This is a genomic window from Pseudomonas sp. Root329 (assembly GCF_001424925.1).
Classification (GTDB): Bacteria; Pseudomonadota; Gammaproteobacteria; order Pseudomonadales; family Pseudomonadaceae; genus Aquipseudomonas; species Aquipseudomonas arabinosi.
This window is the reverse complement of record NZ_LMCV01000050.1, coordinates 1-17,792: the sequence shown is the minus strand read 5'-3', so window position 1 is coordinate 17,792 and position 17,792 is coordinate 1. Positions and strand designations below refer to the sequence as shown.

16 protein-coding genes and 1 pseudogene are annotated in these 17,792 nt (G+C 59.5%); 4 read left to right on the top strand and 13 right to left on the bottom strand.

The features are described 5' to 3' along the window. Positions 1-57: 57 nt before the first annotated feature. From ASC74_RS28735 to ASC74_RS28725, 3 genes are all read right to left on the bottom strand, one after another. Entirely contained in the window at positions 58-1,011 is a 954-nt protein-coding gene (locus ASC74_RS28735; protein WP_056746142.1) for an adenosine deaminase, read from the bottom strand. An 82-nt stretch (positions 1,012-1,093) separates the two neighbouring features. Beyond that, positions 1,094-2,059: a 2-oxoglutarate and iron-dependent oxygenase domain-containing protein gene (locus ASC74_RS28730; protein WP_056746140.1), complete on the bottom strand. Its 966-nt coding sequence runs from the start codon at positions 2,057-2,059 to the stop codon at positions 1,094-1,096. Positions 2,060-2,217: 158 nt separating this feature from the next. After that, a complete protein-coding gene (locus ASC74_RS28725; RefSeq protein ID WP_056746138.1) occupies positions 2,218-3,300 on the bottom strand; it encodes a BMP family ABC transporter substrate-binding protein in 1,083 nt (360 codons plus the stop codon). A gap of 298 nt (positions 3,301-3,598) precedes the next feature. Between ASC74_RS28725 and ASC74_RS28720 the strand changes: the two genes are divergently transcribed. Next, the gene (locus tag ASC74_RS28720) at positions 3,599-4,687 is read left to right on the top strand and encodes a calcium:proton antiporter (RefSeq protein WP_056746136.1); all 1,089 of its coding nucleotides are present in this window, start codon (positions 3,599-3,601) and stop codon (positions 4,685-4,687) included. A 96-nt stretch (positions 4,688-4,783) separates the two neighbouring features. Here ASC74_RS28720 and ASC74_RS28715 read toward each other — a convergent pair whose 3' ends face one another. From ASC74_RS28715 to ASC74_RS28705, 3 genes are all read right to left on the bottom strand, one after another. Beyond that, positions 4,784-6,142, bottom strand: coding sequence for an 8-oxoguanine deaminase (locus ASC74_RS28715; RefSeq protein ID WP_056746134.1), 1,359 nt, complete (start codon positions 6,140-6,142; stop codon positions 4,784-4,786). Between the two features lie 162 nt (positions 6,143-6,304). Further along, positions 6,305-6,991 (bottom strand): SDR family oxidoreductase, encoded by a 687-nt coding sequence (locus ASC74_RS28710; protein ID WP_056746131.1) that lies wholly within the window; start codon positions 6,989-6,991, stop codon positions 6,305-6,307. Positions 6,992-7,016: 25 nt separating this feature from the next. Continuing rightward, positions 7,017-7,367: a MerR family transcriptional regulator gene (locus tag ASC74_RS28705; RefSeq protein ID WP_056746497.1), complete on the bottom strand. Its 351-nt coding sequence runs from the start codon at positions 7,365-7,367 to the stop codon at positions 7,017-7,019. An 82-nt stretch (positions 7,368-7,449) separates the two neighbouring features. Here ASC74_RS28705 and ASC74_RS28700 point away from each other — a divergent pair, with 82 nt between their 5' ends. After that, a complete protein-coding gene (locus ASC74_RS28700) occupies positions 7,450-7,872 on the top strand; it encodes a hypothetical protein (RefSeq protein ID WP_056746127.1) in 423 nt (140 codons plus the stop codon). Between the two features lie 85 nt (positions 7,873-7,957). On the opposite strand, the gene ASC74_RS28695 is transcribed toward ASC74_RS28700, so the two are convergent. From ASC74_RS28695 to ASC74_RS28670, 6 genes are all read right to left on the bottom strand, one after another. After that, a complete protein-coding gene (locus ASC74_RS28695) occupies positions 7,958-8,884 on the bottom strand; it encodes an ABC transporter permease (protein ID WP_056746126.1) in 927 nt (308 codons plus the stop codon). Then, positions 8,884-9,990, bottom strand: coding sequence for an ABC transporter permease (locus ASC74_RS28690; protein WP_056746124.1), 1,107 nt, complete (start codon positions 9,988-9,990; stop codon positions 8,884-8,886). The genes ASC74_RS28695 and ASC74_RS28690 overlap by 1 nt, the downstream gene beginning before the upstream one ends. Before the next feature lie 11 nt (positions 9,991-10,001). Next, entirely contained in the window at positions 10,002-11,561 is a 1,560-nt protein-coding gene (locus ASC74_RS28685) for an ABC transporter ATP-binding protein (RefSeq protein WP_056746122.1), read from the bottom strand. A gap of 531 nt (positions 11,562-12,092) precedes the next feature. Beyond that, the gene (locus tag ASC74_RS28680; RefSeq protein WP_056746121.1) at positions 12,093-12,674 is read right to left on the bottom strand and encodes an IMPACT family protein; all 582 of its coding nucleotides are present in this window, start codon (positions 12,672-12,674) and stop codon (positions 12,093-12,095) included. A gap of 7 nt (positions 12,675-12,681) precedes the next feature. After that, positions 12,682-13,332, bottom strand: a complete 651-nt coding sequence (locus ASC74_RS28675; RefSeq protein WP_056746120.1) for a TetR/AcrR family transcriptional regulator — start codon at positions 13,330-13,332, stop codon at positions 12,682-12,684. An 85-nt stretch (positions 13,333-13,417) separates the two neighbouring features. Then, positions 13,418-14,338: a LysR family transcriptional regulator gene (locus ASC74_RS28670; RefSeq protein ID WP_056746118.1), complete on the bottom strand. Its 921-nt coding sequence runs from the start codon at positions 14,336-14,338 to the stop codon at positions 13,418-13,420. Between the two features lie 124 nt (positions 14,339-14,462). Here ASC74_RS28670 and ASC74_RS28665 point away from each other — a divergent pair, with 124 nt between their 5' ends. Next, on the top strand, positions 14,463-15,812 hold the full coding sequence (locus ASC74_RS28665) for an aspartate aminotransferase family protein (protein ID WP_056746115.1): 1,350 nt from the start codon (positions 14,463-14,465) through the stop codon (positions 15,810-15,812). A gap of 64 nt (positions 15,813-15,876) precedes the next feature. After that, a complete protein-coding gene (locus tag ASC74_RS28660) occupies positions 15,877-17,370 on the top strand; it encodes a CoA-acylating methylmalonate-semialdehyde dehydrogenase (protein WP_056746113.1) in 1,494 nt (497 codons plus the stop codon). A 195-nt stretch (positions 17,371-17,565) separates the two neighbouring features. On the opposite strand, the pseudogene ASC74_RS32330 reads toward ASC74_RS28660, so the two are convergent. Continuing rightward, a pseudogene (locus ASC74_RS32330) lies at positions 17,566-17,792 on the bottom strand (hypothetical protein); the annotation flags it as partial.

The following is a 17,792-nucleotide window of genomic DNA, read 5'->3' as shown; positions in this document are numbered from 1 at the left end:
GACTGACACGCCCTCTTCGCGAGCAAGCCCGCTCCCACATGGGTATTGCGGTGAGGCTTATGGTTTTACCAACCGTGCATCCAGGCTGTTTTGCGCCAATCGCTTGGCCTGGTCCTGGGTCATGCCCAAATGGGTGTACAACGCGTGGAAGTTCTCGGTGACATAACCGCCGAAGTACGCCGGGTCATCCGAGTTCACGGTCACTTTCACGCCACGCTCGAGCATGTCGAGAATGTTGTGCTGAGACATGTGATCGAACACGCAGAGCTTGGTGTTCGACAACGGGCACACAGTCAACGGGATCTGCTCGTCGATGATCCGCTGCATCAAACGTTCGTCTTCGATGGCGCGCACGCCATGGTCGATGCGCTGGACTTTCAGCAAGTCGAGGGCTTCCCAGATGTACTCGGGCGGGCCTTCTTCACCGGCATGGGCGACGGTCAGGAAGCCTTCGTGACGGGCACGATCAAACACGCGCTGGAACTTGCTTGGCGGGTGACCCATTTCCGAACTGTCCAGACCGACAGCCACAAACGCATCACGGAACGGCAGCGCCTGGTCGAGGGTTTTCTCGGCTTCTTCTTCGCTCAAGTGGCGCAGGAAGCTCAGGATCAAACCGCTGGTGATGCCCAGTTGCTGCTCGCCATCCTTCAACGCGGCGGCGATGCCGTTGAGTACCACTTCGAACGGCACGCCACGGTCGGTGTGGGTCTGCGGGTCGAAAAACGGTTCGGTGTGAATCACGTTCTGCGCCTTGCAACGCAACAGGTAGGCCCAAGTCAGGTCGTAGAAATCCTGAGAGGTGCGCAACACGTCGGCGCCCTGGTAATACAGGTCGAGAAACTCTTGCAGGTTGTTGAAGGCGTAGGCCTTGCGCAGGGTTTCGACATCGCTCCACGGCAGGGCGATCTTGTTGCGTTCGGCCAGGGCGAACAGCAACTCAGGCTCCAGCGAACCCTCAAGGTGCAGGTGCAGTTCTGCCTTGGGCAGGGCGTTCAGCCAGTCGTACATAGTCTTTTCTCATCAGGTGCAGATGGCGAGCATTCTACAGATGCCCGTGGAAACAATTAGCAAAACCTGACCAGCCGGTTCATCACAGCGCTTCCTGTTCCCGTCGATAGGCGTAGGTCTCGGCGAAGCGCGAGAGCAGGAATTCGGCGCAGGTGGTGGCCGGATACTGTGCCGGGTGCCGTTCATCCTGACAGCCGGGTAGGCATTCGATGACCGTGTCGGGGTGCGGCTCGGCGAAGAACGGCATCGAGTAACGGTCCACGCCCAGCGGGCTGATCACCCTGTGCGGCGTCGACAGGTAACGGTCGTTGCTCCAGCGCGCCATCATGTCGCCGAGGTTGACCACGAACGTGTCGTCGATCGGCGGCGCGTCGATCCACTCGCCTTTAACGTTTCGCACTTGCAGGCCGCCGGCGGCATCCTGATACAGCAGGGTGATGCAGCCGTAATCGGTGTGGGCGCCGGCGCCTTGCTGCTCTTCGGAACTGGCGGTGTGGCGCGGTGGGTAATGAATCATCCGCAGCACGCTGACCGGCTCAACGAAGCGTGTGTCGAAAAAGTCGCGCTTGATGCCCAGCGCCACGGTTATGGCCCGTAGCAGGGTTAGGGCCAAGGCCTGCATGTCGACGTAGTGCTGCTCCATCAGCGACTCCCAGCCGGGCATCGACGGATGACGGTTGGGGCCGCGCAGCGGTTTTTCTGCCAGCACTTGCGGGTGATCGGCCGGCAGGTACAAGCCCATGTCGAAGGTTTCTTTCAGGTCGCTGGGTTTGCCCGGGTCGAGTTGTTCGGTGGCGATGGCGCCGTAACCGCGGTGGTGACGGGTTTGGGTGATGTCGATCTTGAGTTTTTCGGCGGCGGGCAGGGCGAAGAAACGTTGGACGTGGTCGAGCACGGCATTAATGCGCGCAGAAGGGATTGGGTGACCCTTGATATAGAAAAAGCCCCACTCGCGGCAGGCGTGGTCGATTTGCGTGGCGATTGATTGCCAGGCATGTGCGTCATCGCTGTAGAGCAGGCTTACGTCGATGATCGGAAGTTGGTTCATGCACAGTCCTTAAGAACACTGAAAGTCCAATGTGGGAGCGGCGGTGCGACGATTCGACTTGCTCGCGAAGGGGTCTGCACATTCAACATCTCTGTTGACTGACTCACCGCCTTCGCGAGCAAGCCCGCTCCCACAGGGATTTGTGTTCGCCTTGGGAGTTACTTCGGAATGTCGGCCTTCATGCCTTCAACGTAGTAGTTCATTGATGCCAGTTCCGCATTGCTGGCCGTCGCGCCCGCCGCGATTTTCTCGACGCCTGCGTGATCCTTGATCGGCCCGGTGAACGGGTGGAAAGCACCGCTCTTGATGTCGGCAATGATCTGCTCTGCCTCGGCTTTCACCGGCGCTGGCACCAGATCGCTGATCGGCAACTCAACCGTGCCTTCCTTCAAACCACCCCAGTAATCCAGCGACTTCCACGTGTGGTCGAGCACGCTTTGGGTCGCCTGAATGTAGTGCGGGCCCCAGTCGTTGACGATGGACGTCAGCACCGCTTTCGGCCCGAAGTGCGCCATGTCCGAAGCGTAGCCCACGGCATACACGCCGCGACGTTCAGCCGCCTGGATCGGTGCCGGGCTGTCGGTGTGCTGGAACACCACATCCACGCCCTGATCAATCAACGCATTGGCGGCATCGGCTTCTTTGCCCGGATCGAACCAGGAGTTGACCCACACCACTTTGATCTCGGTGCCGGGGTTGTACTTGTTCAGGGCCAGTTGAATGGCGTTGATGTCGCGGATCACTTCCGGGATCGGGAAGGACGCGACGTAACCGATCTTCTTGGTCCTGGTCATCTTCGCCGCGAGAAAACCGCCGACGTAGCGACCTTCATAGGTGCGCGCCAGGTAGGTGCCGAGGTTCTTGTCCTGCTTGTAGCCGGTGGCGTGTTCGAAGGTCACCATGGGAAATTGTTTGGCGACTTTCAGGGTCGGGTTCATGTAGCCGAAGGACGTGGTGAAGATCAGGTCGTACTTGTCCTTGGCCATGTTGCGGATCACCCGCTCGGCGTCGGCGCCTTCAGCAACGTTCTCCACATAATTGGTGGTGATCTGGTCGCCGAATTTTTCCGCCAGCGCCTTGCGCCCCTGTTCATGCTGATACGTCCAGCCGTGGTCGCCAATCGGACCGATGTAGACGAAGCCGACTTTCAGCGGGTCGGCGGCACTGGCGGTCAGGCTGGCGCTCAGACCGATGGCCGCCGCAACGGCGCAAAGCAGCTTCTTCAACGGACGTTTGTGCATGAATTCGAACTCCATGTTGTTGTGAGGTTGGCAAGGCCAATGCAAGTTGCTGACCAACAGGACAACAAAATCGCCGAAACCGTGGTGAAGCCTTCGCGAGCAAGCCCGCTCCCACAGGGGAATGCGATCCAATGTGGGAGCGGGCTTGCTCGCGAAGAGGCCCGCAAGGCCGATAAAAGTGCATGGCCTTGCACGGCTGCCATCCACTGGTGCGCTAAGGTGTAACGAAACGTTAGCGCCGCCCCACAGTCAGTAGCTCATCACCCTGGTTTCGCTTCACTCGGCAAAAAGGCCCGCAATGCTCATACTCCTCAAGCAAGAAAAGTTTCTGCTGCTGGCCCTGCTCGCCGCCGTCTTCGCCTATCCGCTGGAGCACTGGATGCTGCACAGCGGTCAGCCCATCGCGCTCACCGCAGGCCTGGTGTTGATCGCGTTCATCGTCGTTGCCTCCATGCGCGTCGCCCATCACGCCGAGCTGCTCGCAGAAAAAGTCGGTGACCCTTACGGCACGATGATCCTGACCCTGGCCGCCGTGCTGGTGGAAGTGGTGATCCTGGCGATCATGATGAGCAACGAAGCCTCGCCGACCCTGGTACGCGACACGATTTATTCGGCGGTGATGCTCGACATCAACGGCATCCTCGGCCTCGCTGCGTTGATGGGCGGGCTCAAGCACGGCGAACAGTCCTACAACGACGACTCTGCCCGTAGCTACAGCGTGATGATCCTCACCGCCATGGGTGTGTCCATGGTGGTGCCGGAGTTCATTCCCGAGGCCAGCTGGAAACTCTATTCAGGCTTCACCATCGGCGCGATGATCGTGCTCTACGCCCTGTTCCTGCGCATGCAGGTCGGGCCGCACAGTTATTTCTTCAGCTACAGCTATCCGGAAAAGCGTCGAAAGAAAGTCCCGGAGGAAGAACCTGAACCCATCAATCTGGCGCTGAGTATCGGGACATTGGTGTTCGGCGTGGTGGTGATCGGCGCCTTGGCCGAAGTGATGTCCAAAACCCTCGACCTGGGCCTGGAAGGGACGGGCGCACCGCCAGTGATCACGGCGATCCTGGTGGCGGCAATCTCGGCGGCGCCGGAGATTCTGACGGCGTTGCGGGCGGCTCTGGCCAACCGCATGCAGTCGGTGGTCAACATCGCCATGGGCGCGTCGCTGTCGACGGTGATCCTGACGGTGCCGGTGATGGAAGCGATGGCGCTCTATACCGGCCAGCCGTTTCAAATGGCGATGACCCCGGTGCAGACCGTGATGGTCTTCCTCACCCTGATCGTCAGCGCGATCAACCTCAACGATGGCGAAACCAATGCCATCGAAGGCATGACCCACTTTGTGTTGTTTGCGACATTCATTATGTTGTCGCTGCTCGGTCTTTAGGATCACCACAAAACCACTGTGGAAACCGGATCAAAAATGTGGGAGCGAGCAAGTCGAATCGTCGCACCGCCGCTCCCACATTAGATCGTGGTCGGCTTAGGTGCCGGCGATTAGCTGCCGAGCCGCCTGGCTGTGATCGGCAATCAACCCCTTCAAATCCAGCCCTTCAACCTGCCCATCGATCACCCGCCACTTGCCGCCGACCATCACCCGATCCGCCCGATCAGCGCCGCACAGCAGCAACGCCGACACCGGATCATGACTGCCGGAGAACCGCAGCTCATCCAGCTTGAACAGCGCCAGATCCGCCTGCTTGCCCACCGCCAGTTCACCGATATCGGTACGCCCGAGCAAACTCGCGGAACCCTTGGTCGCCCACCCCAGAACCAGTTCCGGGGTGATCTTCTCGGCGCCATAACGCAGCCGCTGAATGTACAGCGCCTGACGGGTTTCCAGCATCATGTTCGACGCATCGTTGGACGCCGAACCGTCCACGCCCAAGCCCAGCAACGCGCCGGCGGCGGTTAGGTCCAGCGTCGGGCAGATGCCGGAAGCCAGGCGCATGTTCGAACTCGGGCAATGGCAAATACCGGTACCGGCGGCGCCGAGGCGAGCGATTTCATCCGGGTTGAAGTGGATGCCATGAGCGAGCCAGGTGCGCGGGCCGAGCCAGCCGACGCTGTCCAGGTAATCCACAGTGCGCAAGCCGAAGCGTTGCAGACAGAAGTCTTCTTCGTCGAGGGTTTCCGCCAGATGGGTGTGCAGGCGCACGTCGAGTTTGTTCGCCAGTTCGGCGCTGGCGGACATGATTTCCGGAGTCACCGAGAACGGCGAGCACGGCGCGAGGGCGATCTGGATTTGCGCACCGTCGCCACGTTCGTGGTACTCGGCGATCAAGCGTTGGCTGTCGGCGAGGATGACTTCGCCTTCCTGCACGGTCTGCTGCGGTGGCAGGCCGCCGTCCTTTTCACCGAGGCTCATGGAACCGCGCGTCAGCATGGCACGCATGCCCAGTTCGCGGACGCTTTCGACCTGCACGTCGATCGCATTTTCCAGGCCTTGCGGAAACAGGTAATGGTGATCGGCCGCGGTGGTGCAGCCAGACAGCAGCAATTCGGCCAACGCGACTTTGCTGGCGAGGGCGAGTTTTTCAGGGGTGAGGCGGGCCCAGACCGGGTAGAGGGTTTTCAGCCACGGGAACAACGGCTGATTGACCACCGGCGCCCAGGCGCGGGTCAGGGTTTGATAGAAGTGGTGATGGGTATTGATCAGTCCCGGCAGGATCACATGCTCGCGGGCATCGAACACGTGTCCACAGGGTGCGGATGGTTGCTGGCCAGCGGCGAGCACTTCGACGATCAAACCGTCTTGCAGCACCAGGCCGCCACGGGCATCGAGGCCATTGGCAGTGAAGATCGCGAGGGGATTTTTTAACCAGGTACGGGTCGCAGGCATGTTGGCCGGCTCCTCTGAAAGTTGGGTTCAGGTTAGCCAGCTCAGTGATTACCCTGTCTGCTGATCCAGGGTCGTCGCGCGGACGAGGTGCGGAGTTTCAATCAAAAAAGCTCGGCAGACAAGCCTCGCCCGACAGGACAACACAAATCCCTGTGGGAGGTGTTACCAGGGAATGGTTTCACCCCTGTAATTCACAAAATGATGCCCGCCCTTGCCGGTATGCGCATTCACCTGATCGACCAACCCACGCGTGCTGGTTTCCACATCAATGTCAGCGCCTTCACCGCCCATGTCGGTTTTCACCCAACCCGGATGCAGCGACAGCACGGTGAGTTTCTGCTCACCCAACTGAGTGACGAAGCTGCTGGTCATCGAGTTCAGCGCCGCTTTACTGGCCTTGTACAACGCCAGCTCCGGCGCGTCCGGCATGGTCACGCTACCGAGTACCGAACTCATGAAGGCCAGCACGCCGCTGTCCGCACGAATCTGCCCGACAAAACGCTGGGCCAGATTGATCGGCGCCACCGCATTGGTGAAGAACAGTTGGCCGACCTCGGCCAGCGTCGCGCCGCCCGGCGTCTGAACTTCCGGGCCTTTGACCCCGGCATTCACGAACAGCAGATCAAACACTTCGCCCTTGAGCTGCTGGCTCAGGGCGATGACCGCCTGCTGATCGTCCATATCGAGTTTTTCGATCCGCACCTTGCCCAAGGCCTGCAAGGCTTCGGCGTTCTGCGGGTTGCGCACGGTGGCGGTAACCTGCCAACCGTCGGCCAGCAGGGTTTTCACCAGACCGAGGCCCAGGCCCCGGGAGGCGCCGATGATGAGTGCGGTTTTTGCCGTAGACATAAGTGGCTTCCTTGAAAAATGAGGATCACGGATTTAATGGACAACGCTGGCCGAGCCGTTGCTGCAACTCCTGACGCAGCGCGCCGAGTTCTTCCATTCGGGTTTCGATCAGTTTGAGTTTGTCTTGCAGCAATTGCGTGACGGCGCTGTCCGGATCGGGCGACTGCCATATCGCGGCGACGCTGTTGCCGATCTCGCCGAGGGTAAAGCCCAATCGCTGAGCGGTCTTGATGTACTGCACCAGTTGCACCATGTCCGCCGGATAGTCGCGGTAACCGTTGGCGCTGCGTTGTGCCGCAATCAACCCGCGATGCTCGTAGAAGCGCAGCGTGTCGCGGCTGACGGCGCTGGCCTGGGCTAATTCACCAATGCGCATCATGACGTCTCGAGAGGGCTTGACCCTGGAGCATACTCCAGGCTTTAGCCTTGTTGCTCCCTGAGTTTACGGAGCAAGACGGATGTGGACTTCAACGCAATATCGCCGGTTGGTGAAGGGTAGCGCCTGGTATGACTTGATCGTCATGGTGGCGTTTGTCACGCCGTGGAGTTTTGCGGCGTTGCATGGCGTTTTGTTGAGTGTGAGTCAGGCGTTCAACTTGTCTGGCGAGCTGCCGCCGTTTGAGCCGATGCACATGCTGATGGCCAATTTGCTGGGGTCGATTGTCTGCGTGTGGGCGGTGCTACGGATTCGGGATCCGCAGCAGGTGTTTGGGCGGTATGACGCGGTGGGGCGGTTTTTGTTTTCGGCTTGGCAGCTCTATGCCTTGCTCCATGGCGCCAGCTCTTTGTTGGCGATTTTCCTGTTCTTTGAATTGGCGTGGGGCGTAGCTCAGGTGTTGCCTGTTCGGGCGCTTTCGCGAGCAAGCCCGCTCCCACAGTAGATGTGGGTTGATCACAAAATCCAGGCTCGACTCGGTCCAAATGTGGGAGCGGGCTTGCTCGCGAATAGGCCCGTCCGGCCAACCCCTAATGCCCAGCCTGCCACGGTTTCCCCAGCGACACCGGCGCATACAACCGCGTACGCAGCGCATCTCGCGACAGCAGCACCAACACCACAATGGTCGCGACATACGGCAGCATCGCCAACAGACTCGATGGAATCGCCAGCCCCAACCCCTGCGCCACCAAATGCAGAATGCTGGCGAGCCCGAACAGATACGCCCCCAGCAGCAACCGCCACACCCGCCAACTGGCAAACACCACCAGTGCCAGGGCAATCCAGCCCCGGCCGGCGCTCATGTTCTCCGCCCACATCGGCGTATAAGCCAGCGACAAATAAGCCCCGGCCAATCCAGCCATCGCCCCACCAAACAGTACAGCCAGCGTGCGCACGCCCAACACCGGCAAGCCCATGGCACTGGCCGCATCCGGATTTTCCCCGATCGCCTGAATGATTAGCCCTACGCGACTTTTAACAATCACCCAGGCCACCAGCGCAAACAGCGCGAACGACAGGTACACCAACAGATCCTGCGCAAACAGCATCCGCCCGATCAGCGGGATTTCACTCAAATAAGGAATCGCCACCGGCTCGAAACCCGCCAGCGGTTTACCGACCCATGCCGCGCCGACAAAGGTCGACAGGCCCACGCCGAAGATCGTCAGCGCCAACCCGGTGGCCACCTGATTGGCGTTGAACACCAGCGCCACCAGCGCAAACAGGGACGACAACAGCATCCCGGCAAGCATCGCCAGCAACACGCCGAGCCACAGGTTGCCGCTGCTCAACGCGACGATAAAACCGATCACCGCACCAAACAGCATCATGCCTTCCTGACCGAGGTTCAGAACGCCGCTCTTCTCGCAGACCAATTCACCTAAAGCCACCAACAGCAACGGCGTACCACAGCGGACCATGGCGTAGAAAATATTGCTCAGCAGATCGATATCCATCACAGCGCTCCTGCTTGTACGGCGGTGGCTTGTGCGCGACGGGACCAGCGCAGGTTCAAACGCGGTCGGTAGAGAATCAGCACGTCACTGGCCAGCAGGAAAAACAACATCATTCCCTGGAACAATTGGGTGATTGCCTGGGGCAGATTCATGCTCATCTGCGCGCTCTCTCCACCGATGTACAGCAGTGCCATCAGCAGGCTGGAAAACAGGATGCCAATGGGATTCAACCGTCCGAGAAACGCCACGGTGATCGCGGCATAGCCGTAACCCGGCGAGACTTGCGGCACCAGTTGGCCGATCGGCCCGGTGACTTCACACACGCCGGCCAGCCCCGCCAATCCTCCGCTGATCAACAGCGCCAGCCAGATCAGCCGCTTCTCGCGAAAGCCGACGAACCCCGCTGCGCGCTTGTCCAGCCCGAGCACTTTGATCTGGAACCCGATAAAGCTTTTCTGCAGCAACACCCACACCGCCACCAACGCGAGCAAGGCGAAATACACGCCCATGTGGACCCGCCCGTCCTCCATCAGCAGCGGCAAACGGCTGGCATCACCGAACATCGCTGATTCGGGAAAGTTGAACCCCGCCGGATCCTTCAACGGCCCATGTACGCAGAACAGCAACAGGTTCAGGGCGATGTAATTGAGCATGATGCTGGTGAGGATTTCGTTGGCGTTGAATCGCGTACGCAACCACGCCGTCAGCCCGGCCCACGCGGCACCGGCCAGGGTGCCGACAAGCAGGATCAACACCAGCGCCCAGCGGCTTTGCATGTCGATGATGTTCACCGCCAGCGCACTGCCGGCCAGCGCGCCAAGCAGCAACTGACCTTCGGCGCCGATATTCCAGATTCGCGCTTGATACGCCACCGCCAGCCCCAACGCGCAGAGCAAAATCGGCAGCGCTTTGACCAGCAGTTCGGAGACGCCATACAGGTCGCTGATCGGTGCGATGAGCAAGGTGTGCAAGGTCAGTAACGGGTCATGCCCCAGCGCGATAAACAGCAGCGAGCCACAGCCCAACGTCAGGACAGCCGCCAGCAACGGCGAGCACCACAACATCAGTTGCGATTGCTGGCCACGGGGTTCGAGAGAAAGCAGCATGTGAAACTCCGTTAAACCATTGCACGTAATTGAGGAGCGTCGAACTGGCCGGCCATCCAGCCGCCGACATCGATCAGGCGGGTGTCGACCGTGGGCTTGAGCGGTGACAATCGACCACCGCACAAGGCGCCGAGGCGGTCGCTGATCTGGAACAGTTCGTCGAGGTCTTCGGAGATCACCAGAATCGCCGCGCCGGCGTCGCGCAAGGCAATCAGCGCCCGGTGAATGGTCGCGGCAGCGCCGACGTCCACGCCCCAGGTCGGGTGCGCGGCCACCAGCAGTTTCGGTTGCTGCAGGATTTCCCGGCCGAGGATGAATTTCTGCAAGTTGCCGCCGGACAGGCTCCGGGCCGGTGTCTGGGTGTCGGGCGTCTTCACCCCGAAGCGACGGATGATTTCTTCGGCCAGCGCTTCGACTTTGCCGCGCTGGATCAGCCCATTGCTGACCAGCCCTTGTTGAAAGGCGGTGAGCAGGGCGTTGTCCGCCAGGCTCAAGTCCGGCACCGCGCCGTGACCCAGACGTTCAGCGGGGACGAAGGCCAGGCCCAGTTTGCGCCGTGCATCCGGCCGCAAATGCGCCACCGGTTGCCCGGCGAAACTGATCGTTGCGCCGTCGTTGCGGCTGAGCGGTTCTTCGCCGCTGAGCAGGGCCAGCAACTCATCCTGACCATTGCCCGCGACACCGGCGATGCCGACGATTTCACCGCTGCGCACTTCAAGCTCGATGTCATTCAGCGAGCATCCGAACGGGTCCGGGTTGTGCCAGGACAATCCGCTCACACTCAAGAAGACATCACTGCCGATCACCTTCGGATAATCGGTAATCAACTCTGCCGCTTCACCCACCATCAACTGCGCCAGTTGCCGATCCGAGCATTCGGCCGGCACGCAATGCCCGGCCACCCGACCGCCGCGCAACACCGTGGCGCTGTGACATAACGCGCGAACTTCACCGAGTTTGTGGCTGATAAACAGAATGCTGCATCCCTCGGCCGCCAGTCGGCGCAAGGTGACGAACAATTCGTCGGCCTCCTGTGGAGTCAGCACCGAGGTCGGCTCATCGAGAATCAGCAGGCGGATGTCCTGCATCAGGCATCGAATGATTTCCACCCGCTGGCGTTCGCCGATCGACAGGCTGTGGACAAGTCGCTCCGGCTCCAGCGCCATGCCGTAGCGCCGGGAGACTTCACGAATTTTTGGCTCAAGCTGTTTCGGTGTGCCAGCCGCCGCGCCCATCGCCAAGGCAATGTTCTGCGCCACGCTCAGCGTCTCGAACAGCGAGAAATGCTGGAACACCATGCCGATCCCGAGGCTACGAGCCTGAGCCGGGTTGCGCAGAGTCACGCGTTGCCCTTGCCAGTTCATCTCACCCGAGTCCGCGTGGGTGACGCCGTAGATGATCTTCATCAGCGTACTTTTACCCGCGCCGTTTTCGCCAAGCAGGGCATGGATTTCGCCAGGGGCTATGCTCAAGTCGATAGCATCGTTGGCCAGGCAACCGGGGTAGCGCTTGCTGATGTTGCGCAGTTGCAGACGAGGTGTTGGATCGGGGATCGGCACGGGGTTAGGCATGACAGGCTCGGGTCGATTGAAGTGATGCCGGTGGACACAGCAATTTCCTGGCCATTGAGTCAGAAAAAATCAAATGCGTTACAGATAAAGGCTTTGAGGACGGCGCCTCGCCCTATGTCGATCCCGAACCAGGCACCACTTGAGGGCAAAGCCGTTGATCAGGCTCCGGTTTTGCCCAGGGTGTTTGGTCAAAAAACGAGCAACCGGCGGCAAGCCATGCCGGACATGGGGCGGCGACAGCCATGAACGGGTTATCCACAGATTGCTCCACAGTATTTGTGCGCAAGCCCGAAGCTCGGGCATAAGCACTGTGTGGCTTTCTTCTAAAGGTGATAAACCGCGCTAACTGATTGTTTTTGCGTGGATTTAGTTTTTTTGATGGCAGATTGGACGAAAAGTGAGCAAAGCCCGCAAAGCCGCATGACAGAAGGGTTACAGCCGGGTGTGCTCAGGTTATCCACAGCCGGGTGCACAGTAGATGTGGGCAAATGCACTGGTACGACGAAAGGGCGGTGAACGTTGTTGGTGCGATTAGTGCTGCAACAAAATGCGTCCGCGGCTCAAGCCCGCCAGCTGCGTTTGCAGGGTGTCTATCTGGCTTTCGCCGATCGCCAATTGCAGTTCTACACCATTGGCCGTGAACGTTTCTTCCACAACCAATCCACCCAGTTCCGCCACCCGAAGCTTCACCAGCGGCAACTCACCAAAAGCACAGGCACAACTCACCGGCACCCGACTGATCAGTTCAACCTTTGCCGCTGCTTGCAGGCACTTGTTGGCGCCGCCGCCATACGCCCGGGCGAGGCCACCGGTGCCGAGTTGAATGCCGCCATACCAACGAATCACCAGCACCGCGACTTGATCGCAATCCTGCGCGTCGATTGCCGCCAGAATCGGCCGGCCAGCGGTGCCGCCGGGCTCGCCATCGTCAGTGCTGCGGTATTGGTCGCCAAGTTTCCAGGCCCAGCAATTGTGCGAGGCATTCAAATCGCTGTGCTGTTCGATGAACGCCTGGGCTTCAGCAGGGCTGCTGATCGGCGCGGCGAAAGTGATGAAGCGGCTTTTGCGAATCTCTTCGCGGTACTCGCAAAAACCGCTGAGGGTAAAAGGCATAAGTGTCTTAGATCGTGGGCGTCAGGCCGCAGCCCTTGAGAATGATGCGGATCAGGTTGTTGCCGGCGTCTTCCATGTCCTGCTTGGTGAGCTTGGTGCGCCCGCTGACACGGCAGATCTGTGTGGCGAAATCCGCGTAATGCTGAGTGCTGCCCCACAACAGGAAGATCAGGTTCACCGGGTCGACCGGGTCCATTTTGCCGGCGTCGATCCACGCTTGGAACACGCCCGCCCGGCCCTGGAACCAGGCGCGATAATCCTGGTTGAAGTATTCGGTCAGGCATTCGCCGCCGCTGATCACTTCCATCGCGAAGATCCGCGAGGCTTGCGGCTGACGACGGGAGAATTCCATCTTGGCGCGGATGTAACGCGTCAGCGCTTCGGCCGGATCATCATCAAAGGTCAGGGTGTTGAAGGTGCTGTCCCACAACTGGAGGATGTTGCTCAACACCGCCACGTACAAACCGAGTTTGTTGGTGAAGTAGTAATGCAGGTTCGCCTTGGGCAACCCGGCGTTCAGGGCGATGGTGTTCATGCTGGTGCCTTTGAACCCGTGACGGGCGAACTCGTCTTCGGCGGCTTTGATGATGGTCTCTTCGTTCTTCTGACGAATGCGGCTGGCAGGTTTGCCGCCGTGAGCGGGGACTTCAAAGGTCATAGGCACTTCCGAGCAAGTGAGTGGGTGCAACCAGTGCGTTGATAGCGCACCCACCGGCATCAGACAAGTCCTGACGCGATAAAACCTAGCGTGTCGCAGCCAGACTCTCCAAAAAGCTTTCCAGCACCAAATGCGGGCGACGGCCCTTGCGTGTGACCGATGCAAGGCTCAGGTCATAAAAACGCACCTTTGGTTTCAGCGCACGCAACCGGCCTTGCTGTACCCAGAGGCTGGCGTAGTGGTCCGGCAGGTAGCCGATGAAGCGTCCGGTCAGGATCAGGAACGCCATGCCTTCACGGTCCGAGGCACTGGCGGTGCAATTGAGCGCTTGGTAATGGGCCTGGATTTCCGCAGGCAAACGGAAGGTCGGCGCGATGGCGTCCTGGCTATTGAGGCGCTCGTCATCCAGTTGTTTATCGTCGACATAAAACAACGGATGACCGACCGCGCAATACAGCAGCGAGCGTTCACTATAGAGCGGCTGATATTCCAACCCCGACAGCGCGCTGGCTTGCGGCACCACGCCGACATGCAATCGACCGTCGAGCACGCCTTGTTCGACTTCATTGGGCGCGATCATGCGGATCTGAATCTGCACGTCCGGCCCGCGTTCCTTCAATTGCGCCAAGGCGTGGGTGATGCGCATGTGGGGCAGGGTGACCAGGTTGTCGGTCAGGCCGATGGTCAATTCGCCCCGCAAATGTTGGTGCAGGCCATTGACCTCGGTCCGAAAACTTTCCAGCGCACTCAATAGCTGCAACGCCGATTGATAGACCTCGCGACCTTCCTCGGTCAGGGAAAACCCGGCGCGACCCCGTTGGCATAAACGCAGACCGAGGCGCTGTTCCAGATCGCTCATTTGCTGGCTGATGGCCGAGCGACCGATCCCCAGCACCGACTCCGCTGCCGAGAAGCCGCCGCACTCCACCACACTGCGAAAAATCCGAAGCAGGCGGATATCAAAGTCACTGACTTGCGCCAGCGGATCGGGGCGACGGCTGCTCATAGTTTAGTGATGACCTGACTGAACGTTAGAAGAGTTGGATTTCACAGACTTTATCCCCGTGGCAATTTAGCTGCAAGAACGCTTTTGATCTCTATGCCGCTTATTGCCCTGCGAGGTTTTGCCCATGAACTTGCCTGAAAACAACCCGACTTCCCTGGCCAGCCAGCTCAAGCTCGATGCTCACTGGATGCCCTACACCGCCAACCGTAATTTCCAGCGCGATCCGCGACTGATCGTGGCGGCTGAAGGCAGTTGGCTGATCGATGACAAGGGCCGCAGGGTTTACGACTCGCTCTCCGGTTTGTGGACCTGCGGCGCCGGGCATACCCGCAAGGAAATTCAGGAAGCGGTCGCCAAGCAATTGGGCACCCTCGATTACTCGCCAGGCTTCCAATACGGCCATCCGCTGTCGTTCCAGCTGGCTGAGAAAATCACCGACCTGACCCCGGGCAATCTGAATCATGTGTTTTTCACTGACTCGGGCTCCGAGTGCGCTGACACGGCGGTGAAGATGGTGCGTGCTTACTGGCGTCTGAAAGGCCAGGCGACCAAGACCAAGATGATCGGTCGTGCACGTGGCTATCACGGCGTGAACATCGCCGGTACCAGCCTCGGCGGCGTGAACGGCAACCGCAAAATGTTCGGTCAGGCGATGATGGACGTCGATCACCTGCCGCACACGCTGCTGGCGAGCAATGCCTACTCCCGTGGCATGCCGGAGTTGGGTGGTATTGCTTTGGCCGACGAGCTGCTGAAGTTGATCGAGCTGCACGATGCGTCGAACATCGCCGCCGTATTCGTCGAGCCACTGGCCGGATCCGCTGGCGTGCTTGTTCCGCCGCAGGGCTACCTCAAGCGTCTGCGCGAAATCTGCGATCAGCACAACATCCTGCTGGTGTTCGACGAAGTGATCACCGGTTTCGGCCGTACCGGCAAAATGTTCGGTGCCGATACCTTTGGCGTCACCCCGGACCTGATGTGCATCGCCAAGCAAGTCACTAACGGCGCGATTCCGATGGGCGCGGTGATTGCCAGCTCCGAGATCTACCAGACCTTCATGAACCAGGCGACTCCTGAGTACGCGGTGGAATTCCCGCACGGCTACACCTATTCCGCGCACCCGGTGGCTTGCGCTGCTGGCCTGGCAGCACTCGATCTGCTGCAAAAGGAAAACCTGGTGCAGAGCGTGGCCGAAGTCGCGCCGCATTTCGAAAATGCGCTGCACGGTCTGAAGGGCTCGAAAAACATCATCGATATTCGTAACTACGGCCTGGCCGGTGCAATCCAGATCGCGCCGCGTGACGGCGACGCCATCGTGCGTCCGTTCGAAGCCGGCATGGCCCTGTGGAAAGCCGGGTTCTACGTGCGCTTTGGCGGCGACACCCTGCAGTTCGGCCCAACCTTCAACAGCAAGCCGCAAGACCTTGATCGTCTGTTCGACGCGGTCGGCGAAGTGCTGAACAAGATCGACTGATTCTCCCCTCTATATAGAGGCGCCCTTTGAAGGGCGCCTGTGGACAACTTTTCAGGAGTGCTGCATGAGCCTTATCCCGCATTTGATCAATGGCGAACTGGTTACCGAAGAAGGTCGCACGGCCGATGTGTTCAACCCGTCTACCGGCCAGGCGATCCACAAGCTGCCGTTGGCCAGCCGCGAAACCATTCAAAAAGCCATCGACTCGGCCAAGGCTGCGTTCCCGGCCTGGCGTAACACTCCGCCCGCCAAGCGTGCGCAGGTGATGTTCCGCTTCAAGCAACTGCTGGAACAGAACGAAGCGCGTATCGCTCAGCTGATCAGCGAAGAGCACGGCAAGACGCTGGAAGATGCTGCCGGTGAATTGAAGCGCGGTATCGAGAACGTTGAGTTCGCTTGTGCAGCACCGGAAATCCTCAAGGGTGAATACAGCCGTAACGTCGGTCCGAACATTGATGCCTGGTCGGACTTCCAGCCGTTGGGCGTGGTGGCCGGTATTACGCCGTTCAACTTCCCGGCCATGGTGCCGCTGTGGATGTATCCGCTGGCGATCGTCTGCGGCAACTGCTTTATCCTCAAGCCGTCCGAGCGTGATCCAAGCTCCACGCTGTTGATCGCTCAATTGTTGCTGGAAGCCGGTCTGCCTAAAGGTGTGCTGAGTGTTGTGCATGGTGACAAGGCTGCGGTGGATGCGCTGATCGAAGCGCCAGAAGTCAAAGCGTTGAGCTTTGTTGGTTCGACGCCGATTGCCGAGTACATCTACGCCGAAGGTACCAAGCGCGGCAAACGCGTTCAGGCACTGGGTGGCGCGAAGAACCATGCGGTGCTGATGCCGGATGCGGATCTGGATAACGCGGTCAGCGCATTGATGGGCGCGGCTTATGGTTCTTGCGGTGAACGTTGCATGGCGATCTCGGTGGCTGTGTGCGTCGGTGACCAGGTGGCGGATGCGCTGGTGGCCAAACTGGTACCGCAGATCAAGGCGCTGAAAATCGGTGCCGGTACTTCATGCGGTCTGGACATGGGGCCGCTGGTTTCCGGTCAGGCTCGCGATAAAGTCAGTGGCTATATAGAAGACGGTGTTTCTTCTGGTGCGACCTTGGTGGTGGATGGTCGTGGTCTGAGCGTGGCCGGTCATGAGGAAGGTTTCTTCCTGGGTGGCTGCCTGTTCGACAACGTCACGCCGGAGATGCGTATCTATAAAGAAGAGATCTTCGGACCGGTGCTGTGCGTTGTCCGGGTTAACAGCCTGGAAGAGGCGATGCAGCTGATCAACGATCACGAGTATGGCAACGGTACCTGCATCTTTACCCGTGATGGGGAAGCGGCGCGTTTGTTCTGCGACGAGATCGAAGTCGGTATGGTCGGCGTCAACGTACCGCTGCCGGTACCGGTGGCTTATCACAGCTTTGGCGGCTGGAAGCGCTCGTTGTTCGGCGACTTGCATGCGTATGGTCCGGATGGCGTGCGTTTCTACACCCGTCGCAAGGCCATTACCCAGCGCTGGCCACAGCGGGCGAGCCATGAAGCTTCGCAGTTCGCATTCCCTAGCTTGTAAGTAGAAGGGAAGAAGGCCGGCCCCTTGGGGCCGGCCTTTGCGTTTAGGGGCTGTTTTTATCTATATGACAGAATTATGAAGATAGGTGTTGACGACAGATTCTGGAAGTCTATAATTCGCCCCACTTCCGGCGCAGTCGAAACGGAAAACTCCTTGGTAAACAATGAGTTACGAGGTTTTCGACAGCGAGTTGCTTCAGGTCATCGAAGCCCAGAAGGAGTCGGTCACGCAGGGTGGTTTAGCTTGATTGACGATTCGATCTTCTCGGTCGAAAGCGGTGTAAAAGAGGTGTTGACAGCAGCGAGTAACGCTGTAGAATTCGCCTCCCGCTAACGAGAGATCGAAAGCGCAAGTGGTTGAAGTTGCAAAGGAAACTTTGAAAACTTCGGAAAATAACCGCTTGACAGCAACAGAGGCTGCTG